Origin of the sequence: Nocardiopsis sp. NRRL B-16309 (assembly GCF_001279585.1) — a bacterium.
Taxonomy (GTDB): domain Bacteria; phylum Actinomycetota; class Actinomycetes; order Streptosporangiales; family Streptosporangiaceae; genus Nocardiopsis.
The window spans coordinates 255,281-274,265 of the sequence record NZ_LGEC01000016.1 but is presented as its reverse complement, the minus strand read 5'-3'; the positions used below and the strand labels follow the sequence as shown (position 1 = coordinate 274,265).

Annotated in this window: 20 protein-coding genes; 5 read left to right on the top strand and 15 right to left on the bottom strand. The window is 70.2% G+C overall.

Annotation, left to right across the window (positions count from 1 at the left end; all coding sequences use genetic code 11):
- Positions 1-71: 71 nt before the first annotated feature.
- Positions 72-1,004, bottom strand: coding sequence for a diacylglycerol kinase family protein (locus ADL05_RS04235; RefSeq protein ID WP_053615616.1), 933 nt, complete (start codon positions 1,002-1,004; stop codon positions 72-74).
- A gap of 100 nt (positions 1,005-1,104) precedes the next feature.
- Here ADL05_RS04235 and ADL05_RS04230 point away from each other — a divergent pair, with 100 nt between their 5' ends.
- Both ADL05_RS04230 and ADL05_RS04225 read left to right on the top strand, forming a co-directional pair.
- Positions 1,105-1,494: a hypothetical protein gene (locus ADL05_RS04230; protein WP_053615524.1), complete on the top strand. Its 390-nt coding sequence runs from the start codon at positions 1,105-1,107 to the stop codon at positions 1,492-1,494.
- A gap of 136 nt (positions 1,495-1,630) precedes the next feature.
- Positions 1,631-3,037, top strand: coding sequence for an acyltransferase (locus ADL05_RS04225; RefSeq protein WP_082376088.1), 1,407 nt, complete (start codon positions 1,631-1,633; stop codon positions 3,035-3,037).
- A 127-nt stretch (positions 3,038-3,164) separates the two neighbouring features.
- On the opposite strand, the gene ADL05_RS04220 is transcribed toward ADL05_RS04225, so the two are convergent.
- From ADL05_RS04220 to ADL05_RS04190, 7 genes are all read right to left on the bottom strand, one after another.
- Positions 3,165-3,923, bottom strand: a complete 759-nt coding sequence (locus tag ADL05_RS04220; RefSeq protein ID WP_082376087.1) for an RNA polymerase sigma factor SigF — start codon at positions 3,921-3,923, stop codon at positions 3,165-3,167.
- Between the two features lie 41 nt (positions 3,924-3,964).
- Positions 3,965-4,390, bottom strand: a complete 426-nt coding sequence (locus ADL05_RS04215) for an anti-sigma factor (protein ID WP_053615522.1) — start codon at positions 4,388-4,390, stop codon at positions 3,965-3,967.
- 91 nt (positions 4,391-4,481) lie between these two features.
- Positions 4,482-5,006, bottom strand: a complete 525-nt coding sequence (locus ADL05_RS04210; RefSeq protein ID WP_053615521.1) for a GNAT family N-acetyltransferase — start codon at positions 5,004-5,006, stop codon at positions 4,482-4,484.
- 72 nt (positions 5,007-5,078) lie between these two features.
- A complete protein-coding gene (locus ADL05_RS04205) occupies positions 5,079-5,669 on the bottom strand; it encodes a class I SAM-dependent methyltransferase (protein ID WP_053615520.1) in 591 nt (196 codons plus the stop codon).
- 305 nt (positions 5,670-5,974) lie between these two features.
- Positions 5,975-6,790: an amino acid ABC transporter ATP-binding protein gene (locus ADL05_RS04200; protein ID WP_053615519.1), complete on the bottom strand. Its 816-nt coding sequence runs from the start codon at positions 6,788-6,790 to the stop codon at positions 5,975-5,977.
- Positions 6,790-7,749: an amino acid ABC transporter permease gene (locus ADL05_RS04195; protein ID WP_053615518.1), complete on the bottom strand. Its 960-nt coding sequence runs from the start codon at positions 7,747-7,749 to the stop codon at positions 6,790-6,792. Before ADL05_RS04195 ends, ADL05_RS04200 begins: the two co-directional genes overlap by 1 nt.
- Before the next feature lie 34 nt (positions 7,750-7,783).
- Entirely contained in the window at positions 7,784-8,707 is a 924-nt protein-coding gene (locus tag ADL05_RS04190) for an ABC transporter substrate-binding protein (RefSeq protein WP_053615517.1), read from the bottom strand.
- A 384-nt stretch (positions 8,708-9,091) separates the two neighbouring features.
- Between ADL05_RS04190 and ADL05_RS04185 the strand changes: the two genes are divergently transcribed.
- Positions 9,092-10,294: an NADP-dependent malic enzyme gene (locus ADL05_RS04185; RefSeq protein WP_053615516.1), complete on the top strand. Its 1,203-nt coding sequence runs from the start codon at positions 9,092-9,094 to the stop codon at positions 10,292-10,294.
- 156 nt (positions 10,295-10,450) lie between these two features.
- Here the strand turns inward: ADL05_RS04185 and ADL05_RS04180 are convergent, their stop codons facing one another.
- The 5 genes from ADL05_RS04180 to ADL05_RS04170 all read right to left on the bottom strand — a co-directional run bounded on the left by ADL05_RS04180 (position 10,451) and on the right by ADL05_RS04170 (position 13,739).
- The gene (locus tag ADL05_RS04180; protein ID WP_053615515.1) at positions 10,451-11,545 is read right to left on the bottom strand and encodes a PadR family transcriptional regulator; all 1,095 of its coding nucleotides are present in this window, start codon (positions 11,543-11,545) and stop codon (positions 10,451-10,453) included.
- Positions 11,546-12,397: a DUF4097 family beta strand repeat-containing protein gene (locus ADL05_RS04175; protein WP_053615514.1), complete on the bottom strand. Its 852-nt coding sequence runs from the start codon at positions 12,395-12,397 to the stop codon at positions 11,546-11,548. It lies immediately after the preceding gene.
- A 206-nt stretch (positions 12,398-12,603) separates the two neighbouring features.
- On the bottom strand, positions 12,604-12,777 hold the full coding sequence (locus tag ADL05_RS29325; RefSeq protein ID WP_082376086.1) for a DUF397 domain-containing protein: 174 nt from the start codon (positions 12,775-12,777) through the stop codon (positions 12,604-12,606).
- 27 nt (positions 12,778-12,804) lie between these two features.
- Positions 12,805-12,981, bottom strand: coding sequence for a DUF397 domain-containing protein (locus tag ADL05_RS29320; protein WP_082376085.1), 177 nt, complete (start codon positions 12,979-12,981; stop codon positions 12,805-12,807).
- Entirely contained in the window at positions 12,978-13,739 is a 762-nt protein-coding gene (locus ADL05_RS04170; RefSeq protein ID WP_053615513.1) for a Scr1 family TA system antitoxin-like transcriptional regulator, read from the bottom strand. The genes ADL05_RS29320 and ADL05_RS04170 overlap by 4 nt, the downstream gene beginning before the upstream one ends.
- A gap of 89 nt (positions 13,740-13,828) precedes the next feature.
- Here ADL05_RS04170 and ADL05_RS04165 point away from each other — a divergent pair, with 89 nt between their 5' ends.
- Positions 13,829-14,110, top strand: a complete 282-nt coding sequence (locus ADL05_RS04165) for a hypothetical protein (RefSeq protein ID WP_053615512.1) — start codon at positions 13,829-13,831, stop codon at positions 14,108-14,110.
- 109 nt (positions 14,111-14,219) lie between these two features.
- Positions 14,220-14,723 (top strand): hypothetical protein, encoded by a 504-nt coding sequence (locus tag ADL05_RS04160; RefSeq protein ID WP_053615511.1) that lies wholly within the window; start codon positions 14,220-14,222, stop codon positions 14,721-14,723.
- A 68-nt stretch (positions 14,724-14,791) separates the two neighbouring features.
- On the opposite strand, the gene ADL05_RS04155 is transcribed toward ADL05_RS04160, so the two are convergent.
- Together ADL05_RS04155 and ADL05_RS04150 are read right to left on the bottom strand one after the other, a co-directional pair.
- Positions 14,792-14,971, bottom strand: coding sequence for a DUF6104 family protein (locus ADL05_RS04155; RefSeq protein WP_053615510.1), 180 nt, complete (start codon positions 14,969-14,971; stop codon positions 14,792-14,794).
- 3 nt (positions 14,972-14,974) lie between these two features.
- The gene (locus tag ADL05_RS04150; protein ID WP_053615509.1) at positions 14,975-18,601 is read right to left on the bottom strand and encodes a multifunctional oxoglutarate decarboxylase/oxoglutarate dehydrogenase thiamine pyrophosphate-binding subunit/dihydrolipoyllysine-residue succinyltransferase subunit; all 3,627 of its coding nucleotides are present in this window, start codon (positions 18,599-18,601) and stop codon (positions 14,975-14,977) included.
- Positions 18,602-18,985: the final 384 nt, after the last annotated feature.

The following is an 18,985-nucleotide window of genomic DNA, read 5'->3' as shown; positions in this document are numbered from 1 at the left end:
CGGCGTGTCAGGTGCGTCACACAGCCTCTGACCTCCGCACACGCACTCCCCGAAAGGGCGCGGCGGTCCAATTAGCACACGATTCGTAATGCCTTCGATATCGAATGGAAGTTGACCTGCTCGCGGTCTCCGAGGTATTCACCGTCGATTTGGAATGCTCGCGGGTGGCTCGACGTGATGGTGATCGTCTGCTGGTCGTGCCAGGTCAGGTAGCCGTCGCCACGCGCGGGAAGCCCTTTCGGGAAGAACATCTGGGACAGAATCCAGCCCGTCAGGGCGTGTGACGACTGGGTCAGCGCGAAAGCGTCCAGCCCCAGCTCGAAACGTGAGGACGGCGTCGGCTGGAGTGGCAGGGCCCCCGCATACGTCCACGGGGTGGTGTTCGTGACGAGAGCGAAATACACCCCTTCCTGGGTCCTTCCGGGCGTGGCCACGGTGAGTGACGGATCCTGGATATCCCCTTGGAAGAAGAGCTTCACGGCCACTTCCGCGTACAGGGCGGGAGTGGCCCTGCGCCCGTTCGAGCGCTCGTGCTCCACCTGTTGGACGACGTCGGCGTCCCAGCCGAACCCCGCGCTGAACGTGAAGAACCGGTCGTCCCGGTCGCTGGTGATCCGCCCCAGGTTGATCTCCCGCTCGCGCCCCTCGCGCACGGCCTCCAGGATCACCCCGGTGGCCTCGACGGGATCGCCGGGCACGCCCAGGGAACGGATGAACACGTTGGCGCTGCCGCCCGGGATGACCGCGTACCGGGGCCGTTTGAGTCCGGCCGGCGCCGACAGCAGCCCGTTGACGACCTCGTTGACCGTCCCGTCGCCGCCCAGGCTGAGCACCAGGTCGAAACCGTCGCCCGCCGCGTCTCGGGCGAGTGTCCCGGCGTGGTCCCGATAGCGGGTCTCGGCGACGGTGACGTCCATTTCGGACGCCAGGGCGCCCAGGATCACCTCACGGGTGCGCGAGGTGGTCGTGGTCGCCTGGGGGTTCACGATGAATAGGGCGCGCACGAGATCAGTGTAGGTCTCCCGGGGGCGCCACGCGCGGGACGGCCGCGCGGGCGGGCCGGGGCGCCGCGGGGCGGCACGGGACATGCCCTAGTCTCGATGGGTGTCCTCGCGTCCCTTCACCATCGTCATCGCCGCCGCGCTGGAGGCCCTGATCGGGCTCGCCGCCGGAGCGGGCGGCCTCTACAGCCTCGTCAGCGCGGTCTCCGGCAACGCCGCCGACGTCACGTCGGCGATTCCGCTGGCCGTCCTGGGCCTGGGGGTCGGCGCACTGCTCGTCTACGTCGCCCGCGGCCTCTGGCAGATGCGCGACTGGGCCCGCACGCCCGTCTTCGTCACCCAGATCTTCCTCGGGGTCGTGGCCTACTACATGTTCACCAGCGGGCAGTACGTCCTCGGCGCGGTCATGGCCGCGGTCGCGGTGGCCGCGGCCGCGGCGGTGCTCTCCCCGCCGACGACCGCCGCGCTGTTCCCCCACGACCCGGAGGGGTAGCGGCGCGGACGCCCCCGCGCGGCACCGGAGTGCGTAGGAGCACGCGGGGCGGGCATGGTGTCGGCAACGGGGCGCGGACGGGATCCGCGGATCGCTCGCCCGCGCCGCCACGCGGACGCGGGGAGACGGCGGACCAGTGGGGGACGAACGCGGGCGGGAGGGCGGAACCCTCGGCCTCCTCCAGTACCTGAGGAGGGCGGCCGACGCCACTCCTGCGCGTCGCGACCGCTATGTCGACTTCCTCCGGGCCCTCGCCATCTGCTTCGTGGTCGTGGGGCACTGGCTGGCCGCCGTGATCGTCACCGACAACGGCGTGCGCGGCGACAACGCCCTCGCCCACCTGGACTGGGCGCAATCGCTCACCTGGATCTTCCAGGTCATGCCGGTGTTCTTCCTCGTCGGCGGCTACGCCAACGCCGCCTCCATTGACGCGCACCGGCGCAGGGGCGGCGACGGCGCCGGATGGTTCCTCGGCCGGACCGACCGGCTGCTGCGGCCCACGACCGCGTTCCTGACGGTGCTGTGGACGACGGCGCTGGCGGCCTACCTCCTGGGCGCGCCCCCCGGGCCGCTGGGGCTGGGCGTGTGGGCCGCCTCCATCCCGCTGTGGTTCCTCGCCGCGTACCTGGGCGTGGTCCTGTGCGCGCCGGCCATGTACCGCCTGCACCGCCGCCACGGCCTCGCCGTGCCCGCGGTGCTCGTCGTCGCCGTCCTCGCGCTCGACGCCCTGCGGCTGGGCGGGGGCGTCCCGATCGTGGGCCAGGCGAACTACCTGCTGGTCTGGCTGGCCATGCACCAGCTGGGCTTCGTGTGGCGCGACCGCTGGACGGGGGTGCGCCCGGCCGTGCCCGCGGCCCTGGCGGTCGGCGGCGTCGGCGCGCTCGTGCTGCTCACCACCGCCGGGCCCTACCCCGCGAGCATGGTGGACGTGCCCGGGGCGGACCTGGGCAACACCTCGCCGCCGACGTTCGCCCTGCTGGTCCTCGGCCTGACGCAGACGGCGCTGGTCGTCGCGGTGGCGGGTCCGGTCCGGCGGGCGCTGGACCGGCGCCGTCCGTGGATGGCGGTCATCGCCGTGAACGCGGTGGTCCTGACGCTGTTCCTCTGGCACATGACGGCGGCGGTGCTCACCGGGGCGCTGGTGTACGGCACGGGCCTGTTCCCGCAGCCGCCGGTGGACTCGGGGGCGTGGCTGCTGATGCGGATCCCGTGGCTGCTCGCCGTGCTGCCGGTGCTGCTGGTCCTGGCGGCGGTGTTCGGCGGCGTCGAGGCGCGTACGGCGGCCTCCAGCGCGGGCTGGCGGGCGGGTGCCCTGCGCGGCGTTCCGGCGGGCCGGGCCGTGTCGAACCTGCTGGTCCTGGTGGCGTCACCGATGGTCATCGGCGGCCTGGTGTGGATCGCGCTGGCCGGTCCGGAGCACCACGGGATCGGCACGCTGCCCACCGCGGCCTGCCTCGTGTACGCGGTGGGGGCGAGCACGCTGCGTCTGGCGCGGCGTGCCAGGGCCCGCGACGGGCCCGGCGGGACGGGGCGTGAGGAGTAGGACCGCGACGACGGGTCGCCGCGGTACCGGGAGGGCGTCCGCCGAACACGCCCTGGCGGCCGGCGCCGGTGACGCGGCCGCGCGGGGCGGTGCTGGTGCCCCGAACCGTGGCGGTCCGGGGCACCGCTCAGTCGTCCGTGGTCAGGGCCTGGCGCAGCTGCGCCAGGGTACGGGCCAGCAGACGTGAGACGTGCATCTGGGAGATGCCCAGTTCCTGGGCGATCTGTGACTGGGTCATGTTGCCGAAGAACCGCAGCAACAGGATCCGCTTCTCCCGTGGCGGCAGCTGTTCCAGGAGCGGCTTCAACGACTCCCGGTACTCCACGCCCTCCAGCGACTCGTCCACGATGCCGAGCGAGTCGGCGACCGCGGGCGCGTCCTCGTCCCCGCTGTCGGGCGCGTCCAGGGAGACGGTCGAGTAGGCGTTGGCGGACTCCAGGCCCTCCAGCACCTCCTCCTCGGTCATCTGCAGGTGGGCTGCCAGTTCCGCGACCGTGGGGGAGCGGCCCTCCCGCTGGGACAGGTCGCTCACCGCCTTGGTGAGCGAGAGCTTGAGCTCCTGCAGGCGGCGGGGCACCCGCACCGCCCAGCCCTTGTCCCGGAAGTGGCGCTTGATCTCCCCGACGATCGTCGGGGTGGCGTACGTGGAGAACTCGACGCCGCGCTCCAGGTCGAAGCGGTCGATGGACTTGATCAGCCCGATCGTCGCCACCTGGGTGAGGTCGTCCAGCCACTCGCCGCGGTTGCGGAACCTGCGGGCCAGATACTCCACCAAGGGCAGGTGGAGTTCCACGAGCTCGTCACGGATCCGGCGCCGTTCGGCCGAGTCGGCGTCGAGTTCGTTCAGGCGCTCGAACAACTGTCTCGCGCGGGCCCGGTCGGGCACCGCGTGCTCGGTCTTCGCTGTCAGAGCGGGCCCCCTTTCGCTCACGCCGACTCCAGGGTGCCGCGGCGCTTGTACAGGACGATGTAGACGCTGTCGTCCGGACCGACCCCCGCGTCGACGTCTCCCGCGAGCGCGGAGAGGACGGTCCAGGCGAAGGTGTCGCGGGCGGGAAGGCGTCCGTCGGCGGTGTGGACCGAGACGGAGATGCGCATCCCCTCAGGGGTGAGTTCAAATTCCGTGGTCAGTTCTGTGCCGGGCAGCGCCTGGGCGAGGAGCATCGCGCACGCCTCGTCGACCCCGATCCTCAGGTCCTCGATCTCGTCGAGGGTGAAGTCGAGGCGTGCGGCCAGTCCCGCCGTCGCCGTCCGCAGCACGGACAGATACGCGCTGTCCGCGGGCATGTTGACGGTGACGGCGTCCCGGACGCCGATGGCGTCGGCCGTGGGCACAGCGGTTTCTTCGGTCACGTCCCTCCTTCGGGGGGCGAGGTTGCCGCTTGACTGCAATGTATCTCGTTTCACCCCCGCGCTGACGCAGGGAGACGAGATCGTGTCCACATCATCCCCGACCGGGCGAGACGGACGGAGCCCCCCGACCCGTTCCGGCGCCCAGCGCGGCGAGCGCGGCCCCGTCCAGGCGACGGTCCGTCCACTCGTCCAGCGCGGTGGAGCCCAGCGAGTCGTAGAACCTGATCGCGGACTCGTTCCAGTCCAGAACGGCCCACTCCAGCCGCGGATAGCCGCGTTCGACGCACAGCGCCGCGAGTTCCCGGAGCAGGGCCAGGCCGTAGCCGTGCCCGCGCAGGTGCGGGTGGACGTACAGGTCCTCCAGGTGGATGCCGCGCCTGCCCGTCCACGTGGAGAAGGTGTGGAACCAGAGGGCGAAACCGGCGTGTTCGACCGAGCCGTCCTCCCCGGTGTGCTCCGCGACGTGGCAGAACGCGGCCGGGTCGGGTCCGAACAGGGCCGCGCGGATGTCGTCCTCGGTGGCGGTGACCGACTCCGGCTCCTTCTCGTACTCCGCCAGGTCCCCGATCATCCGGAAGATGGCGGGGACGTCGTCGGGACGGGCAGGACGGATCATCGGATCACCTCGGTCGCGGGGCGCGGTCGAGCCCAGGATATGCGGGGGCCGGCCCGGTTCAGGCGGGCCGGTTCAGGCGGGCCGGTGGGCGACCAGCCGCTCGACCAGCCCGAAGAACAGGCGGTCGTGGTGGCCGACCGCGAAGCCGGCCTCCAGCGCCAGGTCACGGGGCAGGCCCCGCGGATGCTCGCGCCGGCGCTCGATCCACCTCAGCGGGAGCCGGGCGTACTCGATGTGGTCCACCATGAGCAGCCGGCCGCCCGGCACCAGCACCCGGTACATCTCGGCCAGGGCGCGGCCCTGGTCGGGGATCGTGCACATCGACAGGGTGCACAGCACGGTGTCGAAGGAGCCGTCGTCGAAGGGCAGGCTCTGGGCGTCGGCCTCCACCAGCGTGACGTGGCGGCCGAGCTCCCCGGCCCGCTCCCGGGCCCTGCCGAGCATCTCCGGGCTCAGGTCGATCCCGGTCAGCTCCACGCCGGGCGGGTAGAACTCCAGGTTGCGCCCAGTTCCGACGGCCACTTCGAGGGTGCGCCCCCGGGCGCCCGAGCAGAGCAGTTCACGGCTGCTCCGCAGCGCCACCCGCTCGGTGCGGCCCCAGCGGTCGAACGCGGCCGCCCGCCGGTCCCACAGCCTGCGTGTCTCTTCTGTTCGCGCGTCCATCGTCACTCCCTGAGGCGGGCCCGTGCTCCGACTCTGGTACCGGCGCGACGCGCGGTCAAGGAGACCGCGCGAGTTGGCCGGAACGCGCCACGCGGGGTGGTCGCGCGCCGGGCCCCGCGACGCTTCCGAGGCGCGCAACGACGGTTGTCGGGCACCGGGTACCCGCGAGACTCCCGATGCGCCACGCGGGGTGGTCGCGCGCCGGGCCCCGCGAGGCTCCGAGCCGGGGCCCGCCTGCCGGAACGCGCCGGGCCCCGCGCTCCGGGGAGTCGCGGGGCCCGTCCTCGTGCGAGGGGTCCGGGGGCTCAGAGGACCTTGGACAGGAACGCGCGGGTCCGCTCGTGCTGGGGGTCGCGGAGCACGTCGGCGGGCACGCCGGTCTCCACCACCATGCCGTCGTCCATGAACACCAGGGAGTCGCCGACCTCGCGGGCGAAACCCATCTCGTGGGTGACGACCACCATCGTCATACCGCCCTCGGCGAGGTCGCGCATGACGTCCAGGACCTCCCCGACCAGCTCCGGGTCCAGGGCGCTGGTGGGCTCGTCGAAGAGCATCAGCGACGGCTCCATGGCCAGCGCGCGGGCGATGGCCACACGCTGCTGCTGGCCGCCCGAGAGCTGCTCGGGGTAGGCGTTGGCCTTGTCCGGCAGCCCCACCCGTTCGAGCAGTTCCTCGCCCAGGGCGACCGCCTCGGCCTTGGACTTCTTCTTGACCTGCGTGGGAGCCTCGATGATGTTGCCGAGCACGGTCAGGTGCGGGAACAGGTTGAAGCGCTGGAACACCATGCCGATGTCGCTGCGCTGCAGGGCGATCTCGGTGTCCCGCAGCTCGTACAGGCGCCCGCGCTTCTGCCGGTACCCCATCAGCTCGCCGTTGACCCACAGGCGCCCGGAGGAGAGCTTCTCCAGGTGGTTCACGCAGCGCAGGAACGTGGACTTGCCGGACCCGGACGGGCCGACGATGCACATGACCTCGCCGCGCTTGACCTCCAGGTCGATCCCCTTGAGGACCTCCAGGCGGCCGAAGCTCTTGTGCACGTCCTCGGCCACGACGAGGGCGTCGGCGGGCAGCGCGGTGCCCTCGTCGGTCTCCAGGACCGGCTCGTTGGTCTGTGACATCAGTGCGTACCTCCCACGACGCGGTCCCGGACCCCGCGTTCGCTCCGGTTGAACCGGCGTTCGATGAAGTACTGGCCGACCATCAGCACGCTGGTGATCGCCAGGTACCACAGGCAGGCCGCGACCAGCATCGGGAAGATCTGGTAACTGCGCGTGCCGATCGCCTGGAGCTGGTAGAACAGCTCGATCGTCACCGGCACGTAGGCCAGCAGGGCGGTGTCCTTGAGCATCGCGATGGTCTCGTTGCCCGTCGGCGGGATGACCACGCGCATCGCCTGGGGGAGGGTGATCCGGCTCAGGACCTTGGTCCGGCTCATGCCCAGGGCCTGGGCCGCCTCGGTCTGGCCCTTGTCCACCGACTGCAGGCCCGCGCGGATGATCTCCGCCATGTAGGCGCCCTCGGACAGCGACAGCGCGAGCAGACCCGCGGTGTAGCCGCTCAGGAGGGTGCGGGCGTCGATCTCGAAGAAGCGGGCGTCGCCCTCCAGGCCGAGCCACGGCATCCAGTAGTTGTCGAAGGGCAGGCCGATGGCGACGGTGGAGTACAGGATGGCCAGGTTGCCGAAGAGCACCGCCAGCACGAGGCGGGGCACACCGCGGAAGAACCAGGTGTACATCCAGGAGACCGTCACCAGGACGGGGTTGCCCGACAGCCGCATGACCGCCAGGAGCACGCCCAGGACGACGCCGATGACCATGGACAGGACGGTCGCGCTGAGGGTGATCCACACGCCGCGCACGACCGGCGGCGAGAACATGTTGTCCCACATGTACGGCCAGTTGAACGCGTCGTTCGTGAACAGCATGTGCACGAACATGGCCGCGAGGACCAGGATGACCCCGGCGGCCACCCACCGCTCGGGGTAGCGGACGGGGACGGCGGTGACGGGGTCGGCCGACCGGCCCGGGGACGGGGTCGCCGTCTCCGCGCCGGTCGACGGCTCGGTCGGTGAAGACAAGGGTCAGACCTTCGCTCGTGGGGTTCCGGCTCGACTACTCCTCGACGGAGGGGTTGACCTCGGCGGCGTCGATCGCACCGGCGCTGATGCCCCACTCGTCCAGGATCTCCTGGTAGGTGCCGTCCTCCATGATCGAGTTGAACGCCGCGGCCAGGGCCTCGGCCATCTCGGTGTCGTCCTTGTGCGTGACGATGCCGTACGGGGCCGCGTCGTACTGCTCCCCGACGAACTCCAGGACGCCCTCGCCGGTCTGCTCCAGCGCGTAGGCGGAGGTCGGCATGTCGGCGAGCGAGGCGTGGTTCAGGCCGGAGACGACGGTCTCGGTGGCCTGCGGCTGGCTCTGGAACTTCTCGATCGTGATCGCGTCCTCGCCCGCCTCGACGCAGGCGTCGCTGCGGGCCTCGATGTCCTCGTCGTGGGTGGTGCCCGACTGCACGGCCACGCGCAGACCGCAGGGGCTCTCCGGGTCGACGCCCTCGGGGTTGCCCGCCTGGACGAACCACTGCGTGCCGGAGGAGAAGTAGCCCACCATGTTCACGGCGTCCATGCGCTCCTGCGTGACGGTGAAGGAGGAGGAGCCGAGGTCGTAGGTGCCGGAGTCGACGCCGATGATGATGGAGTCGAAGTTGGCGGAGACCCATTCCGACTCCAGGTCCAGCTTGGCCAGGGCGGCGTCGAGCAGGTCGACGTTGAAGCCCAGGACCGTCTGGCCGTCCTCGTCCAGGAACTCGCCGGGCGGGTACTCCGACTCCACACCGATGCTGACGGTGCCGGCCTCGCGGATGTCGTCCGGCACCAGGGCCGCGAGCTCCTCGTCGGCGGAGACCTCGGGGGCCTCGGGGGTGTTCGAGGCGGTGTCGTCCTCCCCGCCGCCGCCACAGGCGGCCAGGGTGAGCACGCCGGCGGCCGCCAGGGCCGCGAGTGACGTGCGATGCGACAGTGGCGTGTACGTGGCCATGGTGAGGGTCTCCTTCTAGCTCACGGCGTGCCCGATGAACAGTCGGCAGACAGGCCGCATGTCGATCATCAGCACCGTTCAGGACATTATGTGTCAAACCATTGTGTACCGGTGACATCACATCGTCCCGACCCGCGATGCTCCTCGGGTCACCGTTGTGAGAGGATTGCGTAACGGGTCATCCCCGTGAGAGGCGGCCGCGCAGCACTCGCATAAGAGTCAGGCGAAGACTGTCCCCCTCCGGTGACACATCCGGTCATGGCCGACCGGCGCCGGGGAGGGCTCCCCTAGCACCCACACGTCATCGCGCGCGACCCGCTCCATCGTTCAGTCCGCCCCGTCATGGCCGACGCGGGCGTACACGCAGACCGAGGGGTTTGAGTAGTGACCACCGAATCGCGTACTTCGCGTACCCAGAACGCCCATGCCCATCTGGATGAGGATCCCGCCTTCGCCCTGCACCGGGGCGGCAAGCTGCAGGTGACCTCCTCCGTCGACGTCAGCGACCACGCGGGCCTGGCCCTGGCCTACACGCCGGGTGTCGCCCGCGTGTGCGACGCCATCGCCGAGACCCCCGAGCTCGTCGAGACCCACACCTGGAAGAGCAACCTGGTCGCCGTCGTCACCGACGGCACCGCCGTGCTCGGCCTGGGGGACATCGGCCCCGAGGCATCCCTGCCGGTCATGGAGGGCAAGTCGCTGCTGTTCAAGCAGTTCGGCGGCGTCGACTCCGTGCCCATCGCGCTGGCCTGCACCGACGTCGACGACATCGTCGAGACCGTCGTCCGGATGGCGCCGTCCTTCGGCGGCATCAACCTGGAGGACATCGCCGCGCCGCGCTGCTTCGAGATCGAGCGCAAGCTGCGCGAGCGCCTGGACATCCCCGTCTTCCACGACGACCAGCACGGCACCGCGATCGTGACGGTCGCCGCCCTGCACAACGCCGCGCGCCTGACCGGGCGCACCCTGGGCGACCTGCGCGCCGTGGTGTCCGGTGCAGGCGCCGCGGGCGTCGCCGTCACCAAGATGCTGCTCGACGGCGGCATCGGCGACATCGCCGTGGCCGACTCCAAGGGCATGATCTACCAGGGCCGCGAGGGCCTGACGCCGGTCAAGCAGGAGCTGGCCGACATCAGCAACCGGGCCGGGGTGCGCGGTTCCATCGAGAGCGCGCTGGTCGGCGCCGACGTGTTCATCGGCCTGTCGGCGGGCGAGGTGCCCGAGACGGTCGTGGCCACCATGGCCGACGACGCGATCATCTTCGCGATGGCCAACCCCAACCCGGAGGTGCACCCCGACGTCGCCCGCAAGTACGCGAGCGTCGTCGCCACCGGGCGCAGCGACTTCCCGAACCAGATCAACAACGTGCTGGCCTTCCCCGGCGTGTTCCGGGGCGCCTTCGACGCGGGGGCCACGGACATCACCGAGAACATGAAGCTGGCCGCCGCCACCGCGCTGGCCGCACTCGTGGGTGACGACCTGAGCGCCGACTACGTCATCCCGAGCCCCTTCGACGAGCGCGTGGCCCCGGCGGTCGCCGCCGCGATCGCCGAGCAGGCCCGCAAGGACGGCGTCGCCCGCCGCTGACCCGGCAGCGACCCCTGTATGAGGCGGGCCCGGCGCGAATCGCGCCGGGCCCGCTTTTCCGTCGCGGTCCTGGAACGGCCCGAGCCGTGGCCGGACACACGGAGAGGCCCGGAGGGCGCGCCCCCGCGGCACCTCCGGACCTGTCCGTGTGTGGTCCTACGAGTCGTTCCTGTCGTTCTTGTCCTCGCCGGGCCGCGAGGGGTCGTCGACCGCCGCGCTCCACGGGTCGCCGCCGGACGGCGGCATCGGTGTGGCCCGCGGTTCCTCGGTGCCCTGCCCATCGGTAGCGGAGTCCGACGGCGCGTCGGCCTTCGGCTCGGCCTCGGGCGCGGGTGCCTCGGGCGCGGGTCTGGACTCGGTCTTCGGCTCCGGTGTCCCGGTTCCGGACGGTGCTTCGCCCGGGGCGGCGCCTGAGTCCCCCTTCGGGTCCTCGCGGGGCGGGCCCCAGTGGCGCATGTCCTTGCGGATCACCTCGATGGTGTCGTCGAGGATGCGGCGCAGGTCGCGCGCGGCGGCCTCGCCCACGTGCCCCGCCTCGCGAGTGACGTCGCGGACGCGCTCGCTGAAGTCGCGCAGCGCCTGGTCGAACTCCGGTGCGCCCTGGCGCTCGGAGTCGCCCCGGCCCCACACGGCGCCGAACGCGCCGAAGCCCTGCGCGAAGCGCTCCCACTCGCGGGCCCACGGACTGCCCTCGGGGCCGCAGCGGTCCCGGTCGCCGTCCTTGCCGCGCTGGGACTTCTCCTCACCGGCTTCCCCGGCCTTCCCGGACCCGGAGGCGTCGGCCGCGTCAGCCGAGGCCTTCTCCTCCTGGGCCCGGTCCGTGCCGGGCTCCTGGTCGGTGGACTCGGGGCCGGACGCGGGGCGGCGCACGCCGCCCGCGGCGAACTTCAGCTCCTCGCGCAGCGAGCTGATGGTGGCGCGCACGTCCTGCTTGACCGCGCGTGCGATGTCGCGCACGGAGTCGGTGATCTCGCGCTCCAGGTCGTCCAGGTCGCCGCTGCGCTCACGCAGCTCGGCGCGCCCCTTGTCGGTGAGGCTGTAGACCTTGCGGCCGCCCTCCTCGGTGTGCGTGACCAGCCCTTCCTCCTCCAGCCGGGCCAGACGGGGGTAGATGGTGCCGGGGGAGGGCGAGTACACGCCCAGGAAGCGGTCGCGCAGCAGGCTGATGATCTCGTAACCGTGGCGCGGGCTCTCGTCCAGCAGTTTGAGCAGGTACAGCCGGAGTCTGCCGTGGCCGAAGATGGTGCTCATTCAGGCTCCCTCGGGGATCGCCGCGGGCGCCTCGGGTGCGCGGCGCAGCAGCGCGGTGCGGGCGGACACGGTGGTGGTCGTGATGGTCGCGGGGTCGACGCCGACGCCGATCTTCCCGCTGAGGATGCTGCGGGCGGGCGCGCTGCGGCGGTCCAGGCCGTAGTCGGACTCCAGCTTGCCCTTGACCGAGCGCATCTCCACCGTCGCGGAGGTCTCGGAGGGTATCCGCAGGGCGATCTCACCGGAGACCGAGTGCAGGCGGACCCGCCCGGACGGAGCGAGGTCGGTGTCGGCGAGGACCTGCCCGGAGGCGGTCTTGGCGTTGAAGTCGGACAGCCGTCCCCCCGCCACGGCGAGCTGGCCGCTGACGCTGTTGAAGCTGAGGCTGCCGCGCGGTCCGCGCACGGACGCGTTGCTGGATGCCGTGGTCACCTCGGTCTCGCCGGTCACGTCGTCCAGCGTGATCTCGCCGGACGCGGTCTTGATGCTCGTGCGGGAGCTGAGACCGGCGGCGACCACGGGCGCGCTGACCGTGGAGACCTCGACCGGGCACTCCGCGGGGATCCGCAGGTTCACGGTGGCCTTCCGGCCGCCCATGCCCTTGTAGCTGTTGAGCTGGATGGGACGCAGCCGGTCCAGCAGGCCGTGGCCGGTGAGGTCCTCGTAGTGGATGGTGAGGATGCCCGCCTCCTGGGTGACCAGGACGGGCTCGCCGACGATGTCGGTCACCTCGAAGGTGACCGGGTCGTCGGTGGGGAGGATGTTGACGTGACCGCCGATGATCCGGACCCGCAGCGCGACGATGCCGTCCAGGGTCTGTGTCATCGGCTGGTCGATGGTCCAACGTGCCATCGTGCACCCTTTCACTCGCTCGATGTCTTCACGATATGTCGCGAGTGGGGGTAACTCAAGATATGTCGCGGCTTTCCGGGGGTGTTTCAGGGGCGGCTCCGGGTTCCCCCGGACCCGGACACGACGAACCCCCGGACGCCGGTCCGGGGGTTCGTCATGGTTCCGGTGCCTGGAGGCCGGTTCGGGCCCGTCGCCAGCGTGGCGCCCTACGCCACGGATCGCACTCCCGCGAGCAGAGCGGTCCACTCGGTCCGGGGGACCGTCAGGTGCCCGGCGTCCCGGTTCTGGGTGTCGCGGACGTCCGCGCCAGTCGCATGCTCGCGGACCTCAACGCAATTGCCCCCGGTGTTGCTGTAGGTGCTCTTGTGCCAATCGTTCATGCGAGATCCTTCAGGAGAGTCGGAGGTCTACGCTACGGACCGCACTCCGGCGAGCAGGGCGGTCCACTCGGCGGCGGGTACTGCGAGGGTCGCGTCGGTGGGGTTCTTGGAGTCTCGGATCTCGGCGACCCGCGTGACGCGGCGGGCTTCAACGCAGTCGCTCCCGTTGGGGCTGTAGCTACTGGTGCGCCATTCGTGGTTCACGCGAAACCTTCCAACACTTCAAGGGACATACGGGAGGGGAGCGCTGCTGCCAGAGCTGTCGACACCATGGAGGTCAATCGGGGGTGCATCGACGTTTCCGCCACCACGCTACCGGTCGCGTGGTCGGACGAGATCACCTGTTCGCCGTTCGCCAACTGGAAGACCATCACGGGAGCGGTCGGCACCAACAGGAGCGATTCGTGCGGGACCAGGTGCAGGGTGACTCGACCGGTCGAGACCCACCGCTGAAGTGCCGCCACCTGCTCCGCGCGGATCTCGGTGGGAAGCGAGTCGATCGCGGACACCGGGAACACCGCCGTCACACGAAGCTCGGGCAGTTGCTCCAACCGCTGGCAGCGCAATTGCACCAGGCGCTCGATCTCCGAGTCCGGAGCCCAGGGGCGGGACGCCCGGAACAGCATCGACGCGTACAGGGGCGACTGGAGATACCCGGGAACCAGGGCGAGCGCCACCACGTGGACCGTCCTGGCGGCGGTCTCGATGGACACCAGATCTCGGGCCCACGGGGGAACCGTGAAGCCGTCCTTCGCCTCGTCGAACCGGGCGAGCAGCCGCCCGTCCGTCCGAAGCTCGTTGTCGAGCCGCTCCGCGTTCTCTCTCTTGGGAAGCGAACCACCTTGTTCCCACCGATTCAGGGAGGACAGGGAGATACCGGCCTGCCGTGCAAGCTGGGTCTGAGTCAGCCCGAGAGCTTCCCGGGACCGGATCAGCTCATCAGTGAAGATGTTGGGAGGCATGCGGGGACACTACCGGGAGTGACGCCGGGATGTGGCGGGATTCGTGCAGAAGGCTGTGGAAGTCAGCCGTGAGTGGCGAGGCTCAGAGCATGGAACTCCACGACCCTCGCGTCACCTATCTCCGTGATCTCCAGCGAGCGCTGGCCGACCGACAGCTGGGCAGCAAGCTCGCCCAGACCATGCACCGCGGCGAACTCACGCCCACGCTGTGCTGCGACCCCTATCTCGGCCAGGCGGCGGTGCGGGTCGAGGACGACCAGTTCACCTTCTTGGGCGTCACGACGGCCCGAGTGCGGGTCTCCGTCACCCGGCCCGAGGAGTGCGTGAACGAACTCATCCGGCAGCGCGCCGGACGCACGATCTCGACGTAGCGCTCACGAGAACCGTTCCCGGCTCGGCCCGGTGGCACGGGGCCTCCCTGACCTGGGGTTCAATGGGATGCTGTTCGTCAATCCAGACAAAACAGTCAGGAGATCCCCCGTGCATCCCCCAGAGCCCGTCTCCTACTCACCGGAGCCGATCCCCATCGGCGTGCCGGACGACCGGCCTCCGGTCATGCCGCGCCGACTCAGGGTCCTCCGCATCCTCTTCGGACTGGCGTCGCTGCTCGCGCTGTTCGGCCTCGCCACGCTCGTGCTGGCCCTCATCGGCGCCTACCTCGCACCACCACCCGGGATGGACCGAGGCGAGGATCTGCTCCTCCTCGACCACGTCCTGATACCGACCGTCGGAATCATCACGGGAGTGAGCTACGGCATCGCGGCGGCCCGGCTCGGCCGCGGAGACGCGATCGCACTCCAGTGGGCGCTCATCGCGATCGGCACCGACGTGGGCCTGCAGCTGGCGCTCATCCCCACCATCAGCAACACGGAGGGACTCGTCGTCGCGGTGGCCGTGTCCGTGCTCGGCCTCGTCTTCCCGGGGCTCTTCCTCCTGCTGCTGCTCACCCGGGCCAGCCGGGACTGGTTCCGCACCGCCGCCTGAGGCGCCCCGCGCACGCGGAAGGGGCCCGGATCGCATCGGCGATCCGGGCCCCTTCCGTCAGGTGCCGCCTACTCCTCGTCCTCGTCGTCCAGCCGCGCCAGCCACGTGGCCAGCCGGTCGACGGGCGTCTCGAACTCGGGGTGCACGTCGGTGAAGGTCCGCAGCTGCTCGGCCAGCCAGCCGAAGCTGACCTCCTCGTCGCCGCGGCGCTTCTCCAGCTCCTCGATTCCGCGATCGGTGTAGTACATGGGCTAGTCCGCCGGCGGGAACACCGTGTCCACCAGGGCGCGCTGCTCGGCCTCGTGGCGCTTGGCCGAACCGGCCGCGGGCGCGGAGGAGGCCGGACGCGAGATCCGGGTGAACGGGCGGTCGAGCTGCTCGGAGAAGACCAGCGCCACGAACGGCCACGGGCCCATGTTCGCCGGCTCCTCCTGCACCCACAGGACCTCGCCCGCGTTCGGGAAGGCCTTGAGCTGCTCGCGGATCTCCTCGATCGGCAGCGGGTAGAGCCGCTCGGCCCGGATGATCGCTGTGTGCTTGTCACCGCTGTTGCGGCGGGCCGCGTCCAGGTCGTAGTAGACCTTGCCCGAGCACAGCACGACGCGGCGGACCTTGTCCGGCGCGATCGAGTCGTCCGTGATCAGCGGCTGGAAGTGGCCCGTCGTGAAGTCCTCGGCCGCCGAGGTGGCGGCCTTGAGGCGCAGCAGCGACTTGGGCGTGAACACGACCAGCGGACGCTCCAGCGGCGACTTCGCCTGCCAGCGCAGCAGGTGGAAGTAGCTCGCCGGGGTGGTCGGCATCGCGACGGTCATGTTCTCCTGCGCGCACTGCTGCAGGAACCGCTCGATGCGGGCGGACGAGTGGTCCGGCCCCTGGCCCTCGTAGCCGTGCGGCAGCAGCAGGGTCACGCTGGAGCGCTGGCCCCACTTCTGCTCGCCCGCGCTGATGTACTCGTCGATGATGGTCTGCGCGCCGTTGACGAAGTCACCGAACTGCGCCTCCCACATGACCAGTGCCTCGGGCCGGGTCAGCGAGTAGCCGTATTCGAAGCCCAGCGCCGCGTACTCGCTCAGCAGGGAGTCGTGCACGTGGAACCGGGTGGTGCCCGAGTCGAACTGCTTGAGCGGCGTGTGCGTCTCGCCGGTCTCGCGGTCCATCAGCGTGGCGTGCCGCTGGCCGAACGTTCCGCGGCGGCTGTCCTGGCCGATCAGCCGCACGGGGTGGTCGTCGAGCAGCAGCGACCCGAAGGCCAGCAGCTCACCGGTCGCCCAGTCGATGGCGTCGTCCTGGACGGTCTGCGCCCGCCGGGCGATCTGCGGCGCCAGCCGCGGGTGCGGCTTGAAGCCCTCCGGCAGCGACACCTGGGTGTCGATGACGCGCTTGACCGTCTCGGTGCTGATCGCGGTCTCGACCCTGGAGTGGTCCAGGCGGCCCTCGGTGAACACCTCCGGCTTGATGACGGAGCCGGCCTCGATCGGCCTCTTCTCGACCTCGCGCGTCTCGGTGAAGGCGCGTTCCAACTCGGTCTGGTAGTCGCGCAGCGCCGACTCGGCCTCCTCCACCGTGATGTCGCCGCGGCCGATGAGGGCCTCGGTGAACAGCTTGCGGGTGGAGCGCTTGGCGTCGATGACGTCGTACATCAGCGGCTGGGTGAACGCGGGGTTGTCGCCCTCGTTGTGACCGCGCCGCCGGTAGCAGACCATGTCGATGACGACGTCCTTGTTGAACGCCTGACGGTAGGCGAAGGCCAGGTGCGCGACCCGGACCACGGCCTCGGGGTCGTCCCCGTTGACGTGGAAGATCGGCGCCTGCACCATCCGCGCGACGTCGGTGGCGTACACGCTGGACCGGCTGTCGGACGGCGAGGTGGTGAAGCCCACCTGGTTGTTCACGATGATGTGCACCGTGCCGCCGGTCCGGTAGCCGCGCAGCTGCGACAGGTTCAGCGTCTCGGCGACCACGCCCTGGCCCGCGAACGCCGCGTCGCCGTGGATGAGGATCGGCAGGACGGTGAAGCCGTGCGGGCCCTTGTTGAGCAGGTCCTGCTTGGCGCGGACGATGCCCTCGGCGACCGGGTCGACCGTCTCCAGGTGCGACGGGTTGGCCGCCAGCGTGATCTGGATCTGGTCGCCCTCGTGCGACTCGAAGGTGCCCTCGGTGCCCAGGTGGTACTTGACGTCACCGGAGCCGTGCGCGCTGCGCGGGTCGAGGTTGCCCTCGAACTCACCGAAGATCTGCCCGTAGGACTTGCCGCAGATGTTGGCCAGCACGTTGAGCCGGCCGCGGTGGGCCATGCCCATGACGGCCTCGTCCAGCCCGGCCTTGGCGGCCCGGGAGATCACGCCGTCCAGCAGCGGGATCAGGGACTCGCCGCCCTCCAGCGAGAAGCGCTTCTGCCCGACGTACTTGGTCTGCAGGAACGTCTCGAAGGCCTCGGCGCTGTTGAGCCGGTGCAGGATGTGCAGCTGCTCGTCGCGGTCGAGCTTCTCGTGCTCGCGCTCGACGTGCGCCTGGATCCACTCCCGCTCCTCCGGGCTCTGGATGTGCATGTACTCGATACCCACCGTGCGGCAGTAGGTGTCGCGCAGCACGCCCAGGATGTCCCGGAGCTTCATGACCTGCTTGCCGCCGAAGCCCCCGGTCGGGAAGGAGCGGTCCAGGTCCCACAGGGTGAGCCCGTGCTCCAGCACGTCCAGGTCGGGGTGGCGGCGCTGCTCGTGGTCGAGCGGGTTGGTGTCGGCCATGAGGTGGCCGCGCACGCGGTAGGCGTGGATCAGCTCCTGGACCCGGGTGGTCTTGTCGAGCTGGGTGGCGGGGTTGACGCGGATGTCCTGGACCCAGCGCACCGGCTCGTAGGGGATGCGCAGCGAACGGAAGATCTCGTCGTAGAAACCGTCCTCGCCGAGCAGCAGCTGGTGGATCCGCTTGAGGAACTCACCGGACTGCGCGCCCTGGATGATGCGGTGGTCGTAGGTGGACGTCAGCGTCATGACCTTGCTGATGCCCAGGTCGGCCAGGGTGTCCTGGCTGGCCCCCTGGAACTCGGCCGGGTACTCCATGGCACCCACGCCGAGGATGGTGCCCTGTCCGGGCATCAGCCGCGGCACGGAGTGCACGGTGCCGATGCCGCCCGGGTTGGTCAGGCTGATCGTCGTGCCCTGGAAGTCCGGCACGCCCAGCTTGTTGTTGCGGGCCTTGCGTACCAGGTCCTCGTAGCCGCTCCAGAACTCCGTGAAGTCCATCTGGTCGGAGCCCTTGATGGAGGGCACGACGAGCTGACGGGAGCCGTCGGGCTTCTGGAGGTCGATCGCCAGGCCGAAGTTCACGTGTTCGGGCTTGGCGACACCGGGCTTGCCGTCGACCTCCACGTAGGAGTGGTTCATCTCGGGCATGGCCTCGAGGGCCTTGACCATGGCGTACCCGATGAGGTGGGTGAAGGAGACCTTCCCACCGCGCCCGCGCCGGAGATGGTTGTTGATGACGATGCGGTTGTCGAACAGCAGCTTCACCGGTACCGCACGCACGCTCGTCGCGGTCGGCAGGGTCAGGCTCGACTCCATGTTGGTCGCGGTCCGCGCGGTCGCCCCGCGCAGACGCTCCTGCTTGACCTCGAGAGACTCGTCCTTCTTGGGTGCCGGGGCCGCGGCGGACTTCTTCTGTGCCGGTGCGGCAGGGGCCTTGGGGGTCTTCTCGGCCTGCGCCTTCGCAGGGCCCCCACCCCTCCCGTTGGCCGTTTCCGCGGGCTTGTAGTCCGCGAAGAAGTTCCACCAAGCCTTGTCAACCGAATTCGGGTCGGTGAGGTACTTCTGGTAAAGGTCCTCGACCAACCACTCGTTCGGGCCGAAATCTGTCAGGGGTTGAGACGCCTCAGACGACACGGCGGAGATCGCCCACTTCCGCAGCTCGCTTGTGAATGTGTAGGAAGACGGGTGGCTGCTGGCAAGGCGGGCTCAAGAAGAATCGGGAGCGTCCCCACGCCAGTGGGGAGCATCTGACCTGGCCAGCACTCGTCGGGTACAAGGCTACTTGTCCCGGCCTCCTGCGGGGGAACACGAGGGTTGTTGAAACTAGGAGATAGCTAACAATCTTTCACATGGTTGTTGCCTCTGCGTGTGGTTCCCCTTGCCCAACGTGTCTATCCTGTCGCTTTTGTGATGATTCCAGGTGGTTCGGACGTGTGAAAGAGATGGCCGCCCCTGGCCACGGGGAGTGTGGCGCGGAACACGTGGAACCGGTCGGCGCGGGGCGGCGTCGGAACGTGT